Annotated in this window: 15 protein-coding genes and 1 pseudogene; all 16 read left to right on the top strand. The window is 40.5% G+C overall.

Annotated elements, in window-relative coordinates; translation table 11 throughout:
* Window positions 1-207 precede the first annotated feature (207 nt).
* The gene (trpE, locus tag ACIFPW_RS06930; RefSeq protein ID WP_430243078.1) at window positions 208-1,659 is read left to right on the top strand and encodes an anthranilate synthase component I; all 1,452 of its coding nucleotides are present in this window, start codon (window positions 208-210) and stop codon (window positions 1,657-1,659) included.
* Entirely contained in the window at window positions 1,652-2,677 is a 1,026-nt protein-coding gene (gene trpD / locus ACIFPW_RS06925; protein WP_430243076.1) for an anthranilate phosphoribosyltransferase, read from the top strand. Before trpE ends, trpD begins: the two co-directional genes overlap by 8 nt.
* Window positions 2,670-3,440 (top strand): indole-3-glycerol phosphate synthase TrpC, encoded by a 771-nt coding sequence (trpC, locus tag ACIFPW_RS06920; protein ID WP_430243074.1) that lies wholly within the window; start codon window positions 2,670-2,672, stop codon window positions 3,438-3,440. Before trpD ends, trpC begins: the two co-directional genes overlap by 8 nt.
* Entirely contained in the window at window positions 3,427-4,065 is a 639-nt protein-coding gene (locus ACIFPW_RS06915; RefSeq protein ID WP_194221921.1) for a phosphoribosylanthranilate isomerase, read from the top strand. The genes trpC and ACIFPW_RS06915 overlap by 14 nt, the downstream gene beginning before the upstream one ends.
* A gap of 2 nt (window positions 4,066-4,067) precedes the next feature.
* On the top strand, window positions 4,068-5,255 hold the full coding sequence (gene trpB / locus ACIFPW_RS06910) for a tryptophan synthase subunit beta (RefSeq protein ID WP_430243072.1): 1,188 nt from the start codon (window positions 4,068-4,070) through the stop codon (window positions 5,253-5,255).
* Window positions 5,248-6,075: a tryptophan synthase subunit alpha gene (gene trpA / locus ACIFPW_RS06905; RefSeq protein ID WP_194221919.1), complete on the top strand. Its 828-nt coding sequence runs from the start codon at window positions 5,248-5,250 to the stop codon at window positions 6,073-6,075. Before trpB ends, trpA begins: the two co-directional genes overlap by 8 nt.
* Before the next feature lie 9 nt (window positions 6,076-6,084).
* On the top strand, window positions 6,085-7,188 hold the full coding sequence (gene hisC / locus ACIFPW_RS06900) for a histidinol-phosphate transaminase (protein ID WP_430243070.1): 1,104 nt from the start codon (window positions 6,085-6,087) through the stop codon (window positions 7,186-7,188).
* Entirely contained in the window at window positions 7,185-8,291 is a 1,107-nt protein-coding gene (locus ACIFPW_RS06895) for a prephenate dehydrogenase (RefSeq protein ID WP_430243068.1), read from the top strand. Before hisC ends, ACIFPW_RS06895 begins: the two co-directional genes overlap by 4 nt.
* Window positions 8,292-8,304: 13 nt before the next feature.
* Window positions 8,305-9,591 (top strand): 3-phosphoshikimate 1-carboxyvinyltransferase, encoded by a 1,287-nt coding sequence (aroA, locus tag ACIFPW_RS06890; protein ID WP_430243066.1) that lies wholly within the window; start codon window positions 8,305-8,307, stop codon window positions 9,589-9,591.
* A 446-nt stretch (window positions 9,592-10,037) separates the two neighbouring features.
* Window positions 10,038-10,997, top strand: a complete 960-nt coding sequence (locus tag ACIFPW_RS06885; RefSeq protein ID WP_430243065.1) for a hypothetical protein — start codon at window positions 10,038-10,040, stop codon at window positions 10,995-10,997.
* Window positions 10,967-12,241 (top strand): tetratricopeptide repeat protein, encoded by a 1,275-nt coding sequence (locus tag ACIFPW_RS06880; RefSeq protein ID WP_303530994.1) that lies wholly within the window; start codon window positions 10,967-10,969, stop codon window positions 12,239-12,241. The genes ACIFPW_RS06885 and ACIFPW_RS06880 overlap by 31 nt, the downstream gene beginning before the upstream one ends.
* Before the next feature lie 67 nt (window positions 12,242-12,308).
* Window positions 12,309-12,846 (top strand): annotated as a pseudogene (locus ACIFPW_RS06875) (ReoY family proteolytic degradation factor).
* A gap of 184 nt (window positions 12,847-13,030) precedes the next feature.
* Window positions 13,031-13,867, top strand: a complete 837-nt coding sequence (locus tag ACIFPW_RS06870; RefSeq protein ID WP_430243063.1) for a GNAT family N-acetyltransferase — start codon at window positions 13,031-13,033, stop codon at window positions 13,865-13,867.
* Window positions 13,848-14,318: a YpiF family protein gene (locus tag ACIFPW_RS06865; RefSeq protein WP_430243061.1), complete on the top strand. Its 471-nt coding sequence runs from the start codon at window positions 13,848-13,850 to the stop codon at window positions 14,316-14,318. The genes ACIFPW_RS06870 and ACIFPW_RS06865 overlap by 20 nt, the downstream gene beginning before the upstream one ends.
* Before the next feature lie 133 nt (window positions 14,319-14,451).
* Window positions 14,452-14,949: a Rieske 2Fe-2S domain-containing protein gene (locus ACIFPW_RS06860; protein WP_430243060.1), complete on the top strand. Its 498-nt coding sequence runs from the start codon at window positions 14,452-14,454 to the stop codon at window positions 14,947-14,949.
* Between the two features lie 12 nt (window positions 14,950-14,961).
* The gene (gene qcrB, locus ACIFPW_RS06855) at window positions 14,962-15,633 is read left to right on the top strand and encodes a menaquinol-cytochrome c reductase cytochrome b subunit (RefSeq protein WP_430243059.1); all 672 of its coding nucleotides are present in this window, start codon (window positions 14,962-14,964) and stop codon (window positions 15,631-15,633) included.
* Window positions 15,634-15,692: the final 59 nt, after the last annotated feature.

Below are 15,692 nucleotides of genomic sequence, written 5' to 3'. Positions count from 1 at the left end.
GGTTTTGTCCCAGCCTCTTTATTATACCCTTTTTCGATATTGGTAACATTCAGACAATTGCAGTCTGTTCTTTGTTATACCACATTTTTATCCTCGGATTACTCAGCTTTTCCATTCTCCATGACTAACAATGGAGAGGTGAGAAAGTTGACTTCAAATTATTCTTCTTTTCAAAGGGATTCCGAAACTTACGGGATGATCCCATTAATGAAGTCGTATTTCCTTGATACGACAACACCCATTCAGATTTTTCAAAATATAGGTAAACGAGCAAGCTTTCTATTAGAGAGTAGTGATCAAGAGTCAAGCTGGTCACGCTATTCATTTATAGGAGTAGATCCAGTCTATTCCCTGGTTGAACAAAAAGGTGTTTTCTCTGTTAATGATGTGGATGGGAATAGAATCCTTCAACAAAATGATTTCCAGTCAGGAGTAAAAGCGCTATTTGAATATTTAAATCCTAAGCTACCAGATCACGACTTCCCTTTTTATGGTGGAGCTGTTGGCTATATTGGCTATGATGCCGTTAGTCAATTTGACAAGATTCCAGTTCATCCTGACCGGGACGAAGATATGCCGTTAGTTCATTTTATGGTTTGTGAGAATTTATTAATCTATGATCATCATTTAAAGCGATTAACAGTTTGTCATCACGCCAGGGTAAAAGAGGCTTTAGATGTTGAACGAGTTTATACCGATGCTTTTTCGATTATGGAAGAACTTGTCTCTCTTGCATCAAAGCCTAATCAAGGTGAAGTGATGCTTCTTCCTGAAGATGCTTCACATGAGGTGGATTTCTCTGAAATTAAATCGAACTATGAAAAGCAGCAATTTTTAAATGATGTTAATAAAATAAAATCTTATATTGAAGAAGGGGATGTCTTCCAGGCGGTATTATCTCAAAGGTTTGAAAAAGATGTCACCATTGGAGGATTAGATCTTTATCGAGTTCTCCGAGTTATTAACCCATCACCATATATGTTTTATTTAAAAATGAACGATGTAGAAATCATCGGTAGTTCACCTGAGAAATTAGTTCAGGTACAAGATGGGAAAATTGAGATCGATCCAATAGCAGGGACGAGAAAACGTGGAAAAACAGCTCAAGAAGATAATGAGCTCGCTGAAGAGTTGCTTGAAGATGAGAAGGAACGAGCAGAACACTATATGCTCGTCGATCTTGCAAGAAATGACGTTGGGAGAGTAGCGGAATACGGAAGTGTTTCAGTACCACAGTTAATGGACATTGGACGCTTCTCTCATGTGATGCACATTATTTCTAAAGTAACAGGTGTTTTGGCACCTCGATTTACTAGTTTAGATGCGGTAGTAGCCTCCTTTCCTGCAGGTACAGTTTCTGGTGCGCCAAAAGTAAGGGCGATGCAAATATTGAACGAGCTTGAACCAACTTCGCGATCCATTTATTCAGGAGCTATTGGATATATAGGATTTGATGGCAATGTTGATTCATGTATCGCCATTCGAACAATGGTGATCAAAGACGGTACAGCATACGTGCAAGCAGGAGCAGGGATCGTAGCTGATTCCGTACCTGAGAGCGAATGGGAAGAGACGCGAAATAAGGCGAGTGCTCTTATTAAAGCGATTCAGGTAGCGGAAGCCATTTTCGACAAAAAGGAGGAGCAGCTAAATGTTTAAAGAACAATTAAGCAGAATGATGGAGGGGCACACGCTGGCTGAATCCATAGCAGAACAGGTCATGGATGTTATTATGGAAGGAAGAGCGAATGATGCACAAATTGCTAGCTTCCTAACCATTCTCCAAATGAGGGGAGAAACGGTTGATGAATTGACTGGGTTTGTTCGCTCCCTTCGAAACCATGTTGTTCAGCTTGATCATGGCGGACTGCCGCTAATCGATACTTGTGGTACAGGAGGGGACGGCCACTCTACCTTCAATATTTCAACTGCTTCAGCCATACTCGTATCTAGTCTGGGTGTCAAAGTTGCGAAACACGGTAATAAAGCTGTTTCCTCTAAGAGTGGTAGCGCAGATGTTCTTGATGAGCTCGGTATCCCTACACAATCAAGTCGTAGCGAAGCTGTTGCAACTCTGAAGGAAAGAAACATGTGTTTCCTATTTGCTCCGAATTACCATGTAGCTATGAAGCACGCTGTAAGTGCTCGAAAAGCGATTGGTTTTAGAACGGTTTTTAATAGCCTGGGGCCGCTAGCAAATCCAGCCGGTAGTCAGTCACAGCTAATTGGTGTTTATAGTCATGACAAAGCATTGAAAATGGCGAAAGCATTAAAGCGTCTAGGAACAAAACGCGCTTTACTGGTGACTGGTGGGGAAGGAATCGATGAGTGTTCTATTTCAACTTACACTGATTTTGTCGAATTAAGAAATGGTGAGATCATGACTTATCGCCACACACCTGAAGAAGTTGGTCTATCAACAGGTAACGCTCAGGATTTAGTGGTCAACACTTCAAAAGAAAGTGCGAGTTTAATTGAACGAATTTTTAACGATGAAGGAAATGAAGCTAGCACTGGAATTGTTCTCTATAATGCTGGAGCAGCTCTCTACCTTGCAGGAGCGTGTGCAACTATTAAAGAAGGTGTGCAGATGGCTAAAGAAGCCATTACGAATGGAACTGGTCGAAAGCAACTAAATGCATTAAGCGCAAACAAGGAGTTGAATGTTCATGCTTGATCAAATTATTAAAGTGAAGCACGAAGAGATGGAACGGTTTATTATGCCGGATGATGAAAAAGTGACAAATGTTTCATTTGTAGGAAGTTTGCGTAAGCCAACCCATGAATTAGGATTGATTGCAGAAGTGAAAAAAGCCTCTCCTTCAAAAGGTATTATCAACGCCAACTTTGATCCTGTAGAAGTAGCTAAAGCTTATGAAAAAGCAGGAGCGGATGCCATTTCTGTTTTAACGGATGAGTCATTCTTTATGGGGGCAAATTCCTTCCTAATAGAAGTTAAAAAGCACGTGTCTTTACCGGTTTTACGGAAAGACTTTATTATTGATAAAAGACAAATTGAAGAGAGTAAACGTATTGGTGCAGATGCTATTCTATTAATTGTGCGAGCGCTTGGCGCAACAAAGACCAAGGAATTTTATGATTATGCTTCAAATTTAGGATTAGAATGCCTTGTTGAAGTACATTCCAAAGAAGAGCTTGAAGCGCTTACTGATCACTTTACTCCAGAAGTCATAGGAATTAACAATCGGAATCTCGCAACATTTGAAACGTCTACTAAACAAACACACTCACTCAGCCAGTATATTCCTCAGTCAACATTGATGATTAGCGAAAGCGGCATATCAACTTACGAGGATATTAAAGACGTGAAAAGTGCGGGAGCGAAAGCCGTACTAGTAGGTGAGGCCCTTATGAGAGATGGTACTTATGAAAAGGGAATTAAGCATTTGTTTGGTGAAACAGTTCATGAGAAAGCCTGAACTTAAGCTGTGCGGTAATCGCTCGTTAGAGGATTGGGAGAGCGTAAGAGTGAGCGGTGTCCCATATGCAGGATTTATTTTTGCAAATAGCGTACGTCGCGTTACGGATGAACAAGTTAAAGGTTGGTTAAGTGATTATCCACCGCTGAATGATACGAAAATTGTAGGGGTGTTTGTGAACCCGGAATTAGAAGAGTTAGCGCAAACGGTAAGTGAAGTACCGCTTGATATTCTCCAACTCCATGGTAATGAAACACCAGCTTTCGCGGCCAAGATTAAACAAATGACAGGGAAAACGATTTGGAAAGTGATTCATCATGGCAAAAGATCTCTAGATGAAATGAAACGGTACGAAGGTATCGCTGATGGATATATCGTTGACACCAAACTACCTGGACAATGGGGAGGAACCGGAAAACGATTTGATTGGGATTCTATCCCGTCATATCAGGCTGAAGCGGCTGAGCAAAGGGTGCCTTTATTTGTAGCAGGTGGAGTAAAGCCAGATAATGTTCAAGAATTGATAAGCTACCATCCAGATGGAATAGATGTATCAAGTGGAATCGAAACCGATGATAGGAAAGATAAAACGAAAATGAACACCATAATCGAAAGGCTGGGATAACAATGTCAACAACTGTACCTGATCAACGCGGTAGATATGGAAGATACGGCGGTAAATATGTTCCGGAAACAGCGATGTATGCGTTAGAAGAATTAGAACAATCGCTAAACGAAGCAATGGCAGACGAACAATTTATGACGAGTTATCATGAGGAACTGAAAAAATATTCAGGTCGACCAACGCCGATTACACATGCAGAAAACTTATCAAAAAGACTTGGCGGGGCACAAATTTATTTGAAGCGTGAAGATCTTAACCATACAGGGGCACATAAATTAAATAATGCAATTGGACAGGCTCTTCTTGCCGTTCGTATGGGGAAAGAAAAAATTGTTGCTGAAACAGGTGCTGGCCAGCATGGTGTTGCAGCTGCAACTGTAGCCGCTCGATTTGGATTAGAATGTAAAGTGTTTATGGGAGAAGAGGATATTAGACGTCAGGAATTGAATGTGTTCAGAATGAAGCTTCTCGGTGCTGAAGTTGTCCCAGTCTCTTCTGGTAGCAAAACATTAAAAGATGCGACGAATGAAGCGATTCGGTACTGGGTAGCAAATGTGGAAGATACGTTCTATTTAATTGGTTCTGTAGTTGGCCCGCATCCTTACCCGAAAATGGTAAGGGATTTCCAGCGCGTGATCGGTGATGAATCACGCGAACAAATGGAAGTATTACCCGATAAGGTAATCGCTTGTGTTGGAGGTGGTAGTAATGCAATGGGCATGTTCTATCCATTTCTTAAAGATGATGTTCGCTTGATTGGCGTAGAAGCTGCCGGTAAGGGAATTCATACTGGAGAACACGCCGCAACGCTCTCTGAAGGTCGTCTCGGTGTTATTCATGGCTCAATTACTTACTTATTGCAAAACGAAACGGGACAAATTCAAGAGCCACATTCAATTTCTGCCGGACTCGATTATCCTGGAATTGGACCTGAGCATGCCTATTTAAATGAAACGGGTCGCGTGACATATACAGGAATTACTGATAATGAAGCACTTGATGCATTAAAAGTTCTATCTGAAGAGGAAGGTATCATTCCGGCGATTGAAAGTGCTCATGCGCTATCTGAAGCAATTAAGCAAGCGCCAGACATGAACGAAAATGAAGTTATTCTTGTATGCCTCTCAGGAAGAGGAGATAAGGATGTGCACACGATAATGGAACATCTTGGAGGTGACGTTAATGAATAAACGATTTGAGAAACATGTAGATGGACGAAACGATCTATTCATACCTTTTGTTGTAGCTGGTGATCCAACAGAAGAAACGACTATTAATTTAGCATTGATGCTTCAAGAAGAAGGAGCTAATGCAATTGAACTCGGTATTCCATATTCTGATCCTCTAGCAGATGGTCCAGTGATTCAGCGTGCGTCACTACGTGCATTAGAACACGGAATGAGCCTTGAGAAAGCGATGGGTCTCGTGAAACAAATGCGAGAAAAAGGACTTGAAATTCCAGTTGTGATATTTACTTATTACAATCTTTTGTTACAATTAGGAGAAGAACGCTTCTTCGCTTTAGTGCGAGAAAATGATATTGACGGACTATTAGTTCCAGATCTTCCTTTTGAAGAAAGTGAAGAGTGGAGAGAAAGTTGCAATGCTAATGAGACTGCGCTGATTTCTCTTGTTGCGCCAACAACTTCAGATAAAAGACTGCAGGCCATTTCGAAAGAAGCTACTGGATTTCTTTATTGCGTCTCGTCACTCGGTGTTACGGGAACGAGGACTGACTTTCATTCCTCAGTCTTTACATTTCTCGATCGAGTGAAAGAGCATAGTATGATTCCAGTTGCGGTTGGCTTTGGAGTCTCGGCTCCTGAACAAGTTGAAAAGCTAAAAGAGCACTGTGATGGCGTTATTGTTGGTAGTGCGATTATTCGTCAAGTTGAGGAACAAGTGGAAGTGTTGAAGAAAGAAGCATCCCAGAAAGAAGGGATAGATCAAATTCGGGCATATGTACGAAATTTGATTTCTCCATATGGGAAAGTGAAAATCCATTCGTGAGGTGCAGGCATGATTCCAAAAAGACAAATGAAAGGGTTAACCCCTTACAAGCCAGGTAAGCCAATTGAGGAAGTAAAAAAAGAGCTTGGTCTCAAACAAGTAATTAAACTCGCTTCAAACGAGAATCCATATGGTTCCTCCCAAACAGTGAAAGAAGCCATTGAAAAGGAACTGTCGCAATTACACATTTATCCAGATGGCTATGCAGCTTCTCTTCGGACTGAGGTAGCAAAGCATCTTAATGTAAATGAAGATCAGCTTGTTTTCGGTAATGGATCAGACGAAGTCGTTCAAATCCTTTGCAGAACTTATCTTGAAAAAGGAACTAATACAGTGATGGCTACACCAACTTTTCCGCAATATCGCCATAACGCAGTTATTGAAGACGCAGAAATTCGTGAGGTTCCACTGACTGAAGGAAAGCATCAACTAGAAGAGATGCTAAAAGCCATTGATGAGAATACGCGCATCATTTGGGTGTGTTCACCAAATAACCCTACAGGAGAGCATATTCCAGAAGAAGAACTATTTTCATTTTTGAAAAAGGTTCCTGATCACGTTCTAGTTGTCATGGATGAGGCTTACAAAGAATATGTTACTGCGAAGAATTTTCCTGATACGCTATCAGCGCTCTCAGAGTATAAAAACCTTGTAGTTTTACGAACGTTTTCTAAAGCATATGGGATTGCTGCTCTTCGCGTCGGTTATGGAGTAGCTAACCCGGAAGTAATCGCCTCAATTGAACCTTCACGAGAGCCGTTTAACACTTCACGTGTGGCGCAAGCTGCGGCAATTGCTGCTCTCAAGGATCAGCAGTTTATTGATATGTGTCGAATAGAAAATGAAAAAGGCAGAGAGCTTTATTATGCTTTTTGTGAGCAATACGATTTATCCATTTATCCTTCTCAAGGGAACTTTGTATTAATTGATTTTGGTATACCTGCAGACGAAGTGTTTGAATACTTGATGAAACAAGGATACATCGTCCGCTCTGGTTCTGCGCTTGGTTTTCCAACTTCAGCTAGAATAACAGTTGGATCAGAGGAGCAAAACAAAGAAATCATTAGCTGTCTTTCTCAATTTCTTGATGAAAAGAGAAAGGAACAGTCATGAGTAAACATGTTGCGGTTATTGGCCTTGGATTAATAGGAGGGTCAATTGCTCTAGCCATAAAAGCAGGGCATCACGATGCTGTCATTACGGGGTATGATGTAAACCAGAATCAGTTGGATCTAGCTATGGCACTTCGGGTTGTAGATCAAACGGCTTCTTCGCTTGAAGAAGCCGTTCAAACCGCTGATTTTATTATGATTGCTGCCCCGGTTGTTCAAACAGAACAAATTTTAGAACAATTAGCCAAAATCAATTTGAAGAGCAATGTGATTATTTCTGACGTGGGTAGCACGAAGCATTCGATTGTAACTCATGCTAAAAAAATCTTAAGTCCTTCCGTTACCTTTATCGGTGGTCACCCAATGGCTGGTTCTCACAAAACCGGCGTAACAGCAGCAAAATCACATTTGTTTGAGAATGCTTTTTATATTTTGACACCTGATGAATCGGTCAACAAATCAAAATTAGATGCTCTAATAGCATTACTAAGTTCAACTAATGCTACATTTGTTGAATTAGACGCTGAAGAGCACGATTATTTAGTAGGATTAATTAGTCATTTCCCTCACATATTAGCAGCAAGTCTGGTTAACTTTGTTAGTGATCGAAATAATAATCAGAGCTATAATGTAGCGAGGTTTGCGGCAGGAGGGTTTCGGGATATTACCCGTATAGCATCAGCTAGTCCTGTGATGTGGCGTGATATTCTTCTTAGAAACAAATCTGTCTTACTGCAGATGACTGAAGACTTGAAGCTCGAGTTAGATCGAATTCAAGGTTATATTAAAAAAGAAGACGGAGATCGTATTTACGATTACTTCTCAGACGCTAAGGACTTTCGAGATGGGTTACCTGTTCGATCTAGAGGAGCTATCCCTGCTTTTTATGATTTGTTTCTCGACGTTCAAGACCAGCCTGGTGTCATCGCTAGCGTTACTCAAAAACTTGCAACTGAAGAAATTTCAATAACAAATATTCGAATCATCGAGACACGAGAAGATATTATGGGTGTTCTTAGAGTTAGTTTTCGCTCAGAAAAAGACCGTGACAATGCAAAAGTGGTCCTTGATCATGACTTCGATACGTATGTAGATGATAAATAAGGAGTAAGTGACTATGGAAACGATTGTGCAAGCACAAAGTCTTAAAGGAACAGTTACAATTCCTGGAGATAAATCAATTTCTCATCGTGCCATTATGTTTGGTTCCATTGCAAAAGGTACAACTCGAATTACAAATTTTCTTCCTGGGGCAGATTGTTTAAGTACGATTTCTTGCTTTAAACAAATGGGTGTTCAGATTGAACAAGACGGAGCTTCAGTAGTGGTAGAAGGCAAAGGTATCGATGGTCTTCGTGAGCCATCAGAGCTTCTCGACGTAGGGAATTCTGGAACGACCTTTCGTTTAATGATGGGCTTACTCGCCGGAAGACCATTTCATTCTGTATTAGCTGGAGATGAGTCAATTGCAAAGCGACCAATGAATCGCGTAACAGTTCCATTAAGTCAAATGGGTGCAGCAATTGATGGGAGAGAGAATGGCACGTTTGCTCCGATAGCGATTAGAGGCGGTAATCTTAGTGGTATTACATATGATTCACCTGTAGCGAGTGCCCAAGTGAAATCAGGTATTCTTCTTGCGGGTCTTCAAGCTGATGGCGTTACAACGGTTACAGAAACTCATCGTTCACGAAACCACACTGAAAATATGTTAGAAAGTTTTGGTGTCAAAGTGAAGAGAGACGGTTTATCTGTCAGCGTTGAAGGGGGACAGCATCTAACCGCTACAAATGTAGAAGTACCAGGTGATATCTCCTCAGCTGCATTTTTCCTAGTAGCAGGAGCAATCGTTCCTAATAGCACCTTAACCCTATTAAACGTAGGGATTAACAAGACAAGATCAGGTATATTAGATGTTCTTGAACAGATGGGAGCTTCTTTGTCCATTAAAAACAAGCGGGTTGTGAATCAGGAAGAAGTGGCTGATTTAACAATTAGTACTAGCGATCTTTCGGGAACAACGATCGAAGGGGAGATGATCCCTAGATTGATTGATGAGCTTCCAGTTATTGCTTTACTTGCTACGCAGGCTAATGGCAAAACGGTTATTCGAAATGCGGAAGAATTAAAAGTAAAAGAAACAAACCGTATCGATGCAGTCGTTGAAGCATTAAAAACGTTAGGAGCATCTGTAACAGGAACACCAGATGGAATGGTTATAGAAGGCCCTACACGCCTCCATGGTGGACAGGTTTCAAGTTTAGGTGATCACCGTATTGGAATGATGCTTGCAGTCGCAGGTTGCATTACAGAGGGGTCTGTCCAGCTTGAATTACCTGAAGCAATCAAAGTTTCATATCCTGATTTCTTTGAACATTTGAAACAACTAAGAGCAGGTTCCTAGGAACCTGCTTTTTTATGTGACAACACATCCCATCTTTTGGCGCACAAAGTCTCCAGCGCTAGTCGGCTCTAAACGGGCGCTTACGCTATTCGATGTCCAGCTTCAGCGCCCAGAGCCTCGAGACGCTTCGTCTTTCACTCTGAACACAAAGGGCGTGTTCAAAATGAAAGTCTCCAGCGCTAGTCGGCTCTAAGCAGGCGCTTACGCTTTTCGGATAAAAAAACCGAAATTTTCTAAAGAATCTGTTGATTTTCTGGAATACCCTGTTATACTAAGAATAGTAATGGTTTCTCTCCACTCCTATCCATATTTATTTTGTCCCTGTGTTTTGAAAGCGCTAACAACGGCTTTCGGCACAGGGAATTTTTTTCATTGGTGCTTTTATAACATAAACAAGTTCTTTAAAACATAGCCTGTCATAAACAAAATGGCAGGGGGGCGCTTGTTTGAAACGTCTTTATGAAAATGCATCTATAGATGGCACTGATTATAAGTTGGTTGCGGATGAATTGTTATCTTATAAGACGAAGGTTGGAAAGCTTAATAAAGGAGTCCGTTGCAACTTGAACGGTTTTTCAATGATGGCTGGGAAAGTTTATCTTTCAGAAATAAACAATAGAGAACCAGAGAGTGGATTTATCGAATTAATGAGAGAATACATGTTACAAGGCGTCACTTCGATTCTAGTGTTAACCGAAATAAAACATGCTTATACATTTGAAGAAGAGATCAGTCGTTCGTTATCATACCTAGTGAATTCTCCTATTGACTATGCTCTTGGTTTACGAATGGACGGCACAAAAGTGACTCCAGATGTTATTAGGAAGTGTGCACGTTACCAGGTTCCGTTCATTGTAATGGATTTTAAACGTGAGGAAGAATGGAAAGAATTCGTATCTGAATGGATCGTTCAAGCGAATTTTCCTTATCATGCCATGCTTGTGCCTTTGTTTTCATTTATCGAAACGTGGAATTCTGATGCTATAGAACTTAAGCTTCCACAATTGCTTGATGAAGCGGTACTCAAAGGGCTAGACGCATTCCACTATCCTGAATTATTGAGAAGGAGACAGCTTCCTAAACCAATATTAATGCGAATTGGTTTTTATCCTCAAAAAGGTGGAATCCTTACAGGAACGGATTTTGATTTTAATCTCTATCGAACGAATTCAGGCAATCAAGTTGAAGATGAACTATTTCTTGATTATGATGGAAGAGACCCAATCATTTCAGGACTTCGTGGTGAATTACTGAAAGTGAATCATCATGTTTTCCTAAAACCAGGATATGGTCAACATTTGAAAATTCACAGACCATCGTTTTTTACTGCGAGTCATCGAAATAAAAAAAGTAGTGTTAGAAGGAGTTTTGGAACGTGGAGCGTCTTAAGCAGGCTGTCTCATTAATTGAGTCGGGGAACTTTGAAAAAGGTTTAACAGAATTGAAAGAAGTACGAAAAGATGCAGATCATGAAACATTATATGATCTGTCAAACATTTACTATAGTCTTGGACTGATTGAAGATTCTAGAGATGTAGTAGAGGAACTGTTAATACACTATCCAAATGAAGGAGAATTACTTGTACAGGCAGCTGAATGCTATGTTGATCTTGAACAAGAGCAGGAGGCTATTGCCGCATTAAATAAAATAGATGAAAGTGATGCTGCTTATCCGCCGGCGCTTCTCTTGCTTGCGGATCTATATCAAACAGAAGGCTTGGAAGAGGTTGCGGAACAAAAATTAATGGAAGCAAAGCGTCTTTCACCTGATGAGCCAATCATTGATTTTGGACTAGGTGAGTTTTATCTCACTCAAGGGCATCATTTAAAAGCTGTACCTTACTATGAATCAGTACTCGGAACTAAGGGAGAGCTTGCGAATGAGAACATTGAACTGAGGTTAGCTGAAGCCCTAAGTGGAAGCGGACAATTTGAAGAGGCGCTTACTTACTATGAGAAAGGCCTTGAGAATGCTCGCGAAATTAATGCACTCTTTGGATATGCTTTCACAGCGTTACAAATAAGTGAATACCGTAAAGCCATTAACGCATTTAACGAACTGAAGGAAGTTGATCCACAATACAGCACGCTTTATCCATACCTCGCAAAAGCCTATGAAGAAGAGGGCGCTACTAGTGAAGCAATTCAAGTACTAGCAGACGGAATAAAGGTGGATGAATTTAACGAAGAGCTCTATTTGCAAGCGAGCAGGTTAAGTTATAAAACTCATGATAACGCAAGCGGTGAACAGTACTTACGCGAATTACTAGCTATTAATCCAACGCACATTGAAGCAGCGAAGACGCTTGCAACGTATCTTAGAACAGAAGAAAGATATGAAGACATCCTTGATCTACTTCGTAATATTGAAGAAGGAGATCAAAGCGATCCTTACTTAGATTGGTCTGCTGCAACTGCTTATGCGCAGGTAGAAGAGTATAAAGATGCCATAAAACGCTATGAAAACGCATATACTTATTTCAGAAACGATCCGATCTTTTTAGAAGAGTATGGAGGATTTTTGTTTGAAGAGGGTCGGCGTGAAGAAGCTGTTAATGCATTTAAGCTAGCTTTGGAGTTGGACCCAACGCTCGTTCATCTTGAGGAAGAAGTACTGCGCTTTGAAGAAGAAACATTTAAAGAGGAGTAAGGCGAAGAAGGAAATTTATGTTCAATGACGAATTGTTAAATTAGGAAAATCTCAGGGAGGAATCGCTATGAGCAGCTCCGTTTCTGTCGTTGAAAAGAAAGACTTTCTGAAATGGTTTTTGAAGAAATACCAGGTGAAGAAACGTGAATGTGTCTGGCTGTTAAATTATTTAATAAGCGATGAAGTGCTCATGGGTAACGTACATTTTGTTGAGAATGCTGAGTTTTGTCCAAAGGCGCTTGTGATCTCAACTCATTGTGTAGAAAATGCTCCATTCCGTTTTTTATAAGCACAACATCATCACGACTGACCCTGAAAAATCATTTCATGACATTCGTCTGAATCAGGACGAGCCTATCTACATTCAATTGAATTTCAAAAGTAAAAACGTTTCTCCGCACTATGTGGCTGTTCTGGAGGAAAATCCATTTTTACCAGAAAATATGGCAGCGGATAAAAAGTATTCATTTATGGCTGAAATGGTTCTTGATGAGTCGTTTACACGGTTCAAGAAAGAATCGATTTTGAAGCAGATTGATGAAGCATTGGATCGAAATGATGAAATGGCGTTCAAAAATTTAAGCAAGCAATTAAGTAATTTATAACCCTTGATTTTTCAAGGGTTTTTTTATTTGGGTTGCTATTGTTATGATCATTTACTTGGAACGTGCGTTCGAGAATACCCCTTCATCGATGATCTTACAGATGGTATACTAAGAAAGAAATGAATGTCGCTAGTCGAATTCGTTTTGAGTTAACCGACTCACAGTCAAGAGAGGAGAAGACGTGTTGATCAGAAGTTTAGAGTGGAATGATATCGCTCTTGTAGAAGAAATGCCGACTGGAATTGAAGATGACTATGTCGTCCGGATTATTAGAAGGTTGATGCAAGATGAGAAGATGGTCGGCTATTTTGAAGCAGGGAAATTAATCGGCATAGCGGGGATGACGCTCTATGAAGATGAAGCTGCCGTTCTAGGTAGATTGCGAACTCATATTGACTATCGTGGTAAAGGTGTTGCTTCAGCATTAATGAACTTCCTACGTAAAGAAGCACATAACAATTCAAATGTGAAATGGATCGGGTATGCGACAGAAGAGTATAATATAGCAGGTAATCGCTTAGCACCTCACTTACATATGAACCTTGAGGCAGTTATAGTCTCATCGCGTATAAGTCCTCATTCTGTTTCTGGTGACATCGTGACGTCACCTTTTCAAAAAGTGACCGGAACAGAAAAGAAAGGTCTAATAGAAAAAGAATGGGAAAATAATAGTCATTCTTTTTTCCCGTATTCAATCTATTATCCACTTCCCTTCGTTCCTTCTCTATCGTCTTTTTACATTGATAGCACTGAGATCTTTCTAAATGAATATGGAAGCTTTATGATGACGAAGGAGGAGAAGGGAGCTTCTTATTTGCATGTGAAAGTATTAGATGAAACGGTCCTTTATAGTAAAGAAATGTGGGAGATTGCAAGCAACTGTGCAAGCGAGGAAGCGAGAACGATTTGGATTGATTTACCAATGAAAGAAGCGAAGTGGCTAGAAATGAAGTCCCACCAAACCATTTGGCACTTATATGGACAGAAAAGGAGTTATCAAAATGAAATGGACAGAAGCTGATATCGCTCTATTTGAAAAAGAAAAAGAATATGTAGATACTGCTGTGCTTCCGCTTGTCCCGATATCGATGACGAGTAGCATAAAAACAACTGTATCGATGGGAGAATATATAAACATAATAGCAAGTGAGCTTGAAAGACAGTTAAAAGGGCGTCTATTATTATTACCTTCCTTTACTTATTTGACTTCTGAGGAATCATTATCAAAAGTAGAACGTCTAAAAAAAGTAGAACAAGAGTTATTCGAAGGTGGAATTAAGCACATTGTTACCCTAACAGCCGATGTTGAATGGAAGCAACTTGAAGATCAGTTAGATAGTGCTATGCTATGGATGCCAGCGATCCCTCTAGAGCATATGGATGAACAATATAAAATGGAAACGGTATCAGCGCAAGTGAAACAAGTTTTACAATTTGTAACAAATACGTGGCAAAGTAATATAAATAGTTAGTTTGTGGCATGCTAAAGACCAATCCGAATATTGACAGAGCAAGAGTGACTACGCTATCATAGGAATGTCCTAGTTATATGTATGTACTATTTATGTCCGGCTGGACTGACTTCATAGGATAGGGGGGGAACCAATGGCGAAGAAGAAGGAAGTAACAAGACGCCAATTTCTAAACTACAGCCTGACTGGTGTCGGCGGTTTTATGGCAGCAGGAATGCTAATGCCGATGGTTCGTTTTGCAATTGATCCATTATTAAAAGAAGGTGGCAAGCAGGATTTTGTTCCTGTAATGGACACAAGTGAGATTACGAACAAACCTGTTCGTAAAGAATTCAAAATTGACCAGGTAGACGGTTGGTATGAATCTGAGGTCACTCAATCCGCATGGGTTTACAAAGATGAAAAAGACGAAATCGTCGCACTTTCACCTGTTTGTAAACACTTAGGGTGTACGGTGGACTGGGCTTCAAACGCAGCATATCCAGATCAGTTTTATTGTCCGTGCCACGGTGGCCGTTACACAAAAGATGGTGTGAATGTAAAAGGAACACCACCTCTTGCGCCGCTTGATGTTTACAACAAGAAAGTTGAAGATGGAAAACTTTACCTCGGAAAACCTGAACCACGTTAGGGGGCGTAATCTATGTTAAATAAAATCTATGATTGGGTAGATGAACGCTTAGATATTACGCCAATGTGGCGCGATATTGCAGATCACGAAGTGCCAGAGCACGTTAACCCTGCTCATCACTTTTCGGCGTTTGTTTATTGTTTCGGCGGTTTAACGTTTTTTATTACCGTTATTCAAATTCTATCCGGGATGTTCCTTACGATGTATTATGTACCTGACATTGTGAATGCCTGGGAGTCTGTCTACTATCTTCAAAACGAAGTAGCATTCGGACAAATTGTAAGAGGAATGCACCATTGGGGAGCCAGTCTCGTTATCGTTATGATGTTTCTACATACCCTTCGCGTGTTCTTTACCGGCTCTTACAAAAAACCTCGTGAATTAAACTGGGTTGTAGGTGTATTGATTTTCTTCGTTATGCTTGGTCTAGGGTTTACAGGATATCTTTTACCATGGGATATGAAAGCGCTATTCGCAACGAAGGTTGGTCTTGAAATTGCAGTGACTATACCAGTGGTTGGAGAATGGGCAAAAACTCTTCTTGCAGGTGGAGAAATTATCGGAGCTCAAACGCTCGCTCGTTTCTTTGCGATTCATGTATTCTTCTTGCCAGCTACACTTCTTGGATTGCTAGGTGCTCACTTTATCATGATTCGTAAACAGGGTATTTCTGGCCCGCTATAAGATGTAATCTCAGAACTTATAATGATCATTTCGACACAATTTTTTATACGAAGGAGGGG

Origin of the sequence: Pseudalkalibacillus sp. NRS-1564, from assembly GCF_050467905.1 — a bacterium.
In the GTDB taxonomy this organism is placed as follows: domain Bacteria; phylum Bacillota; class Bacilli; order Bacillales; family Guptibacillaceae; genus Guptibacillus; species Guptibacillus hwajinpoensis_B.
The sequence above is the reverse complement of the archived record's forward strand: the minus strand, read 5'-3'. Positions and strand labels throughout refer to the sequence as shown.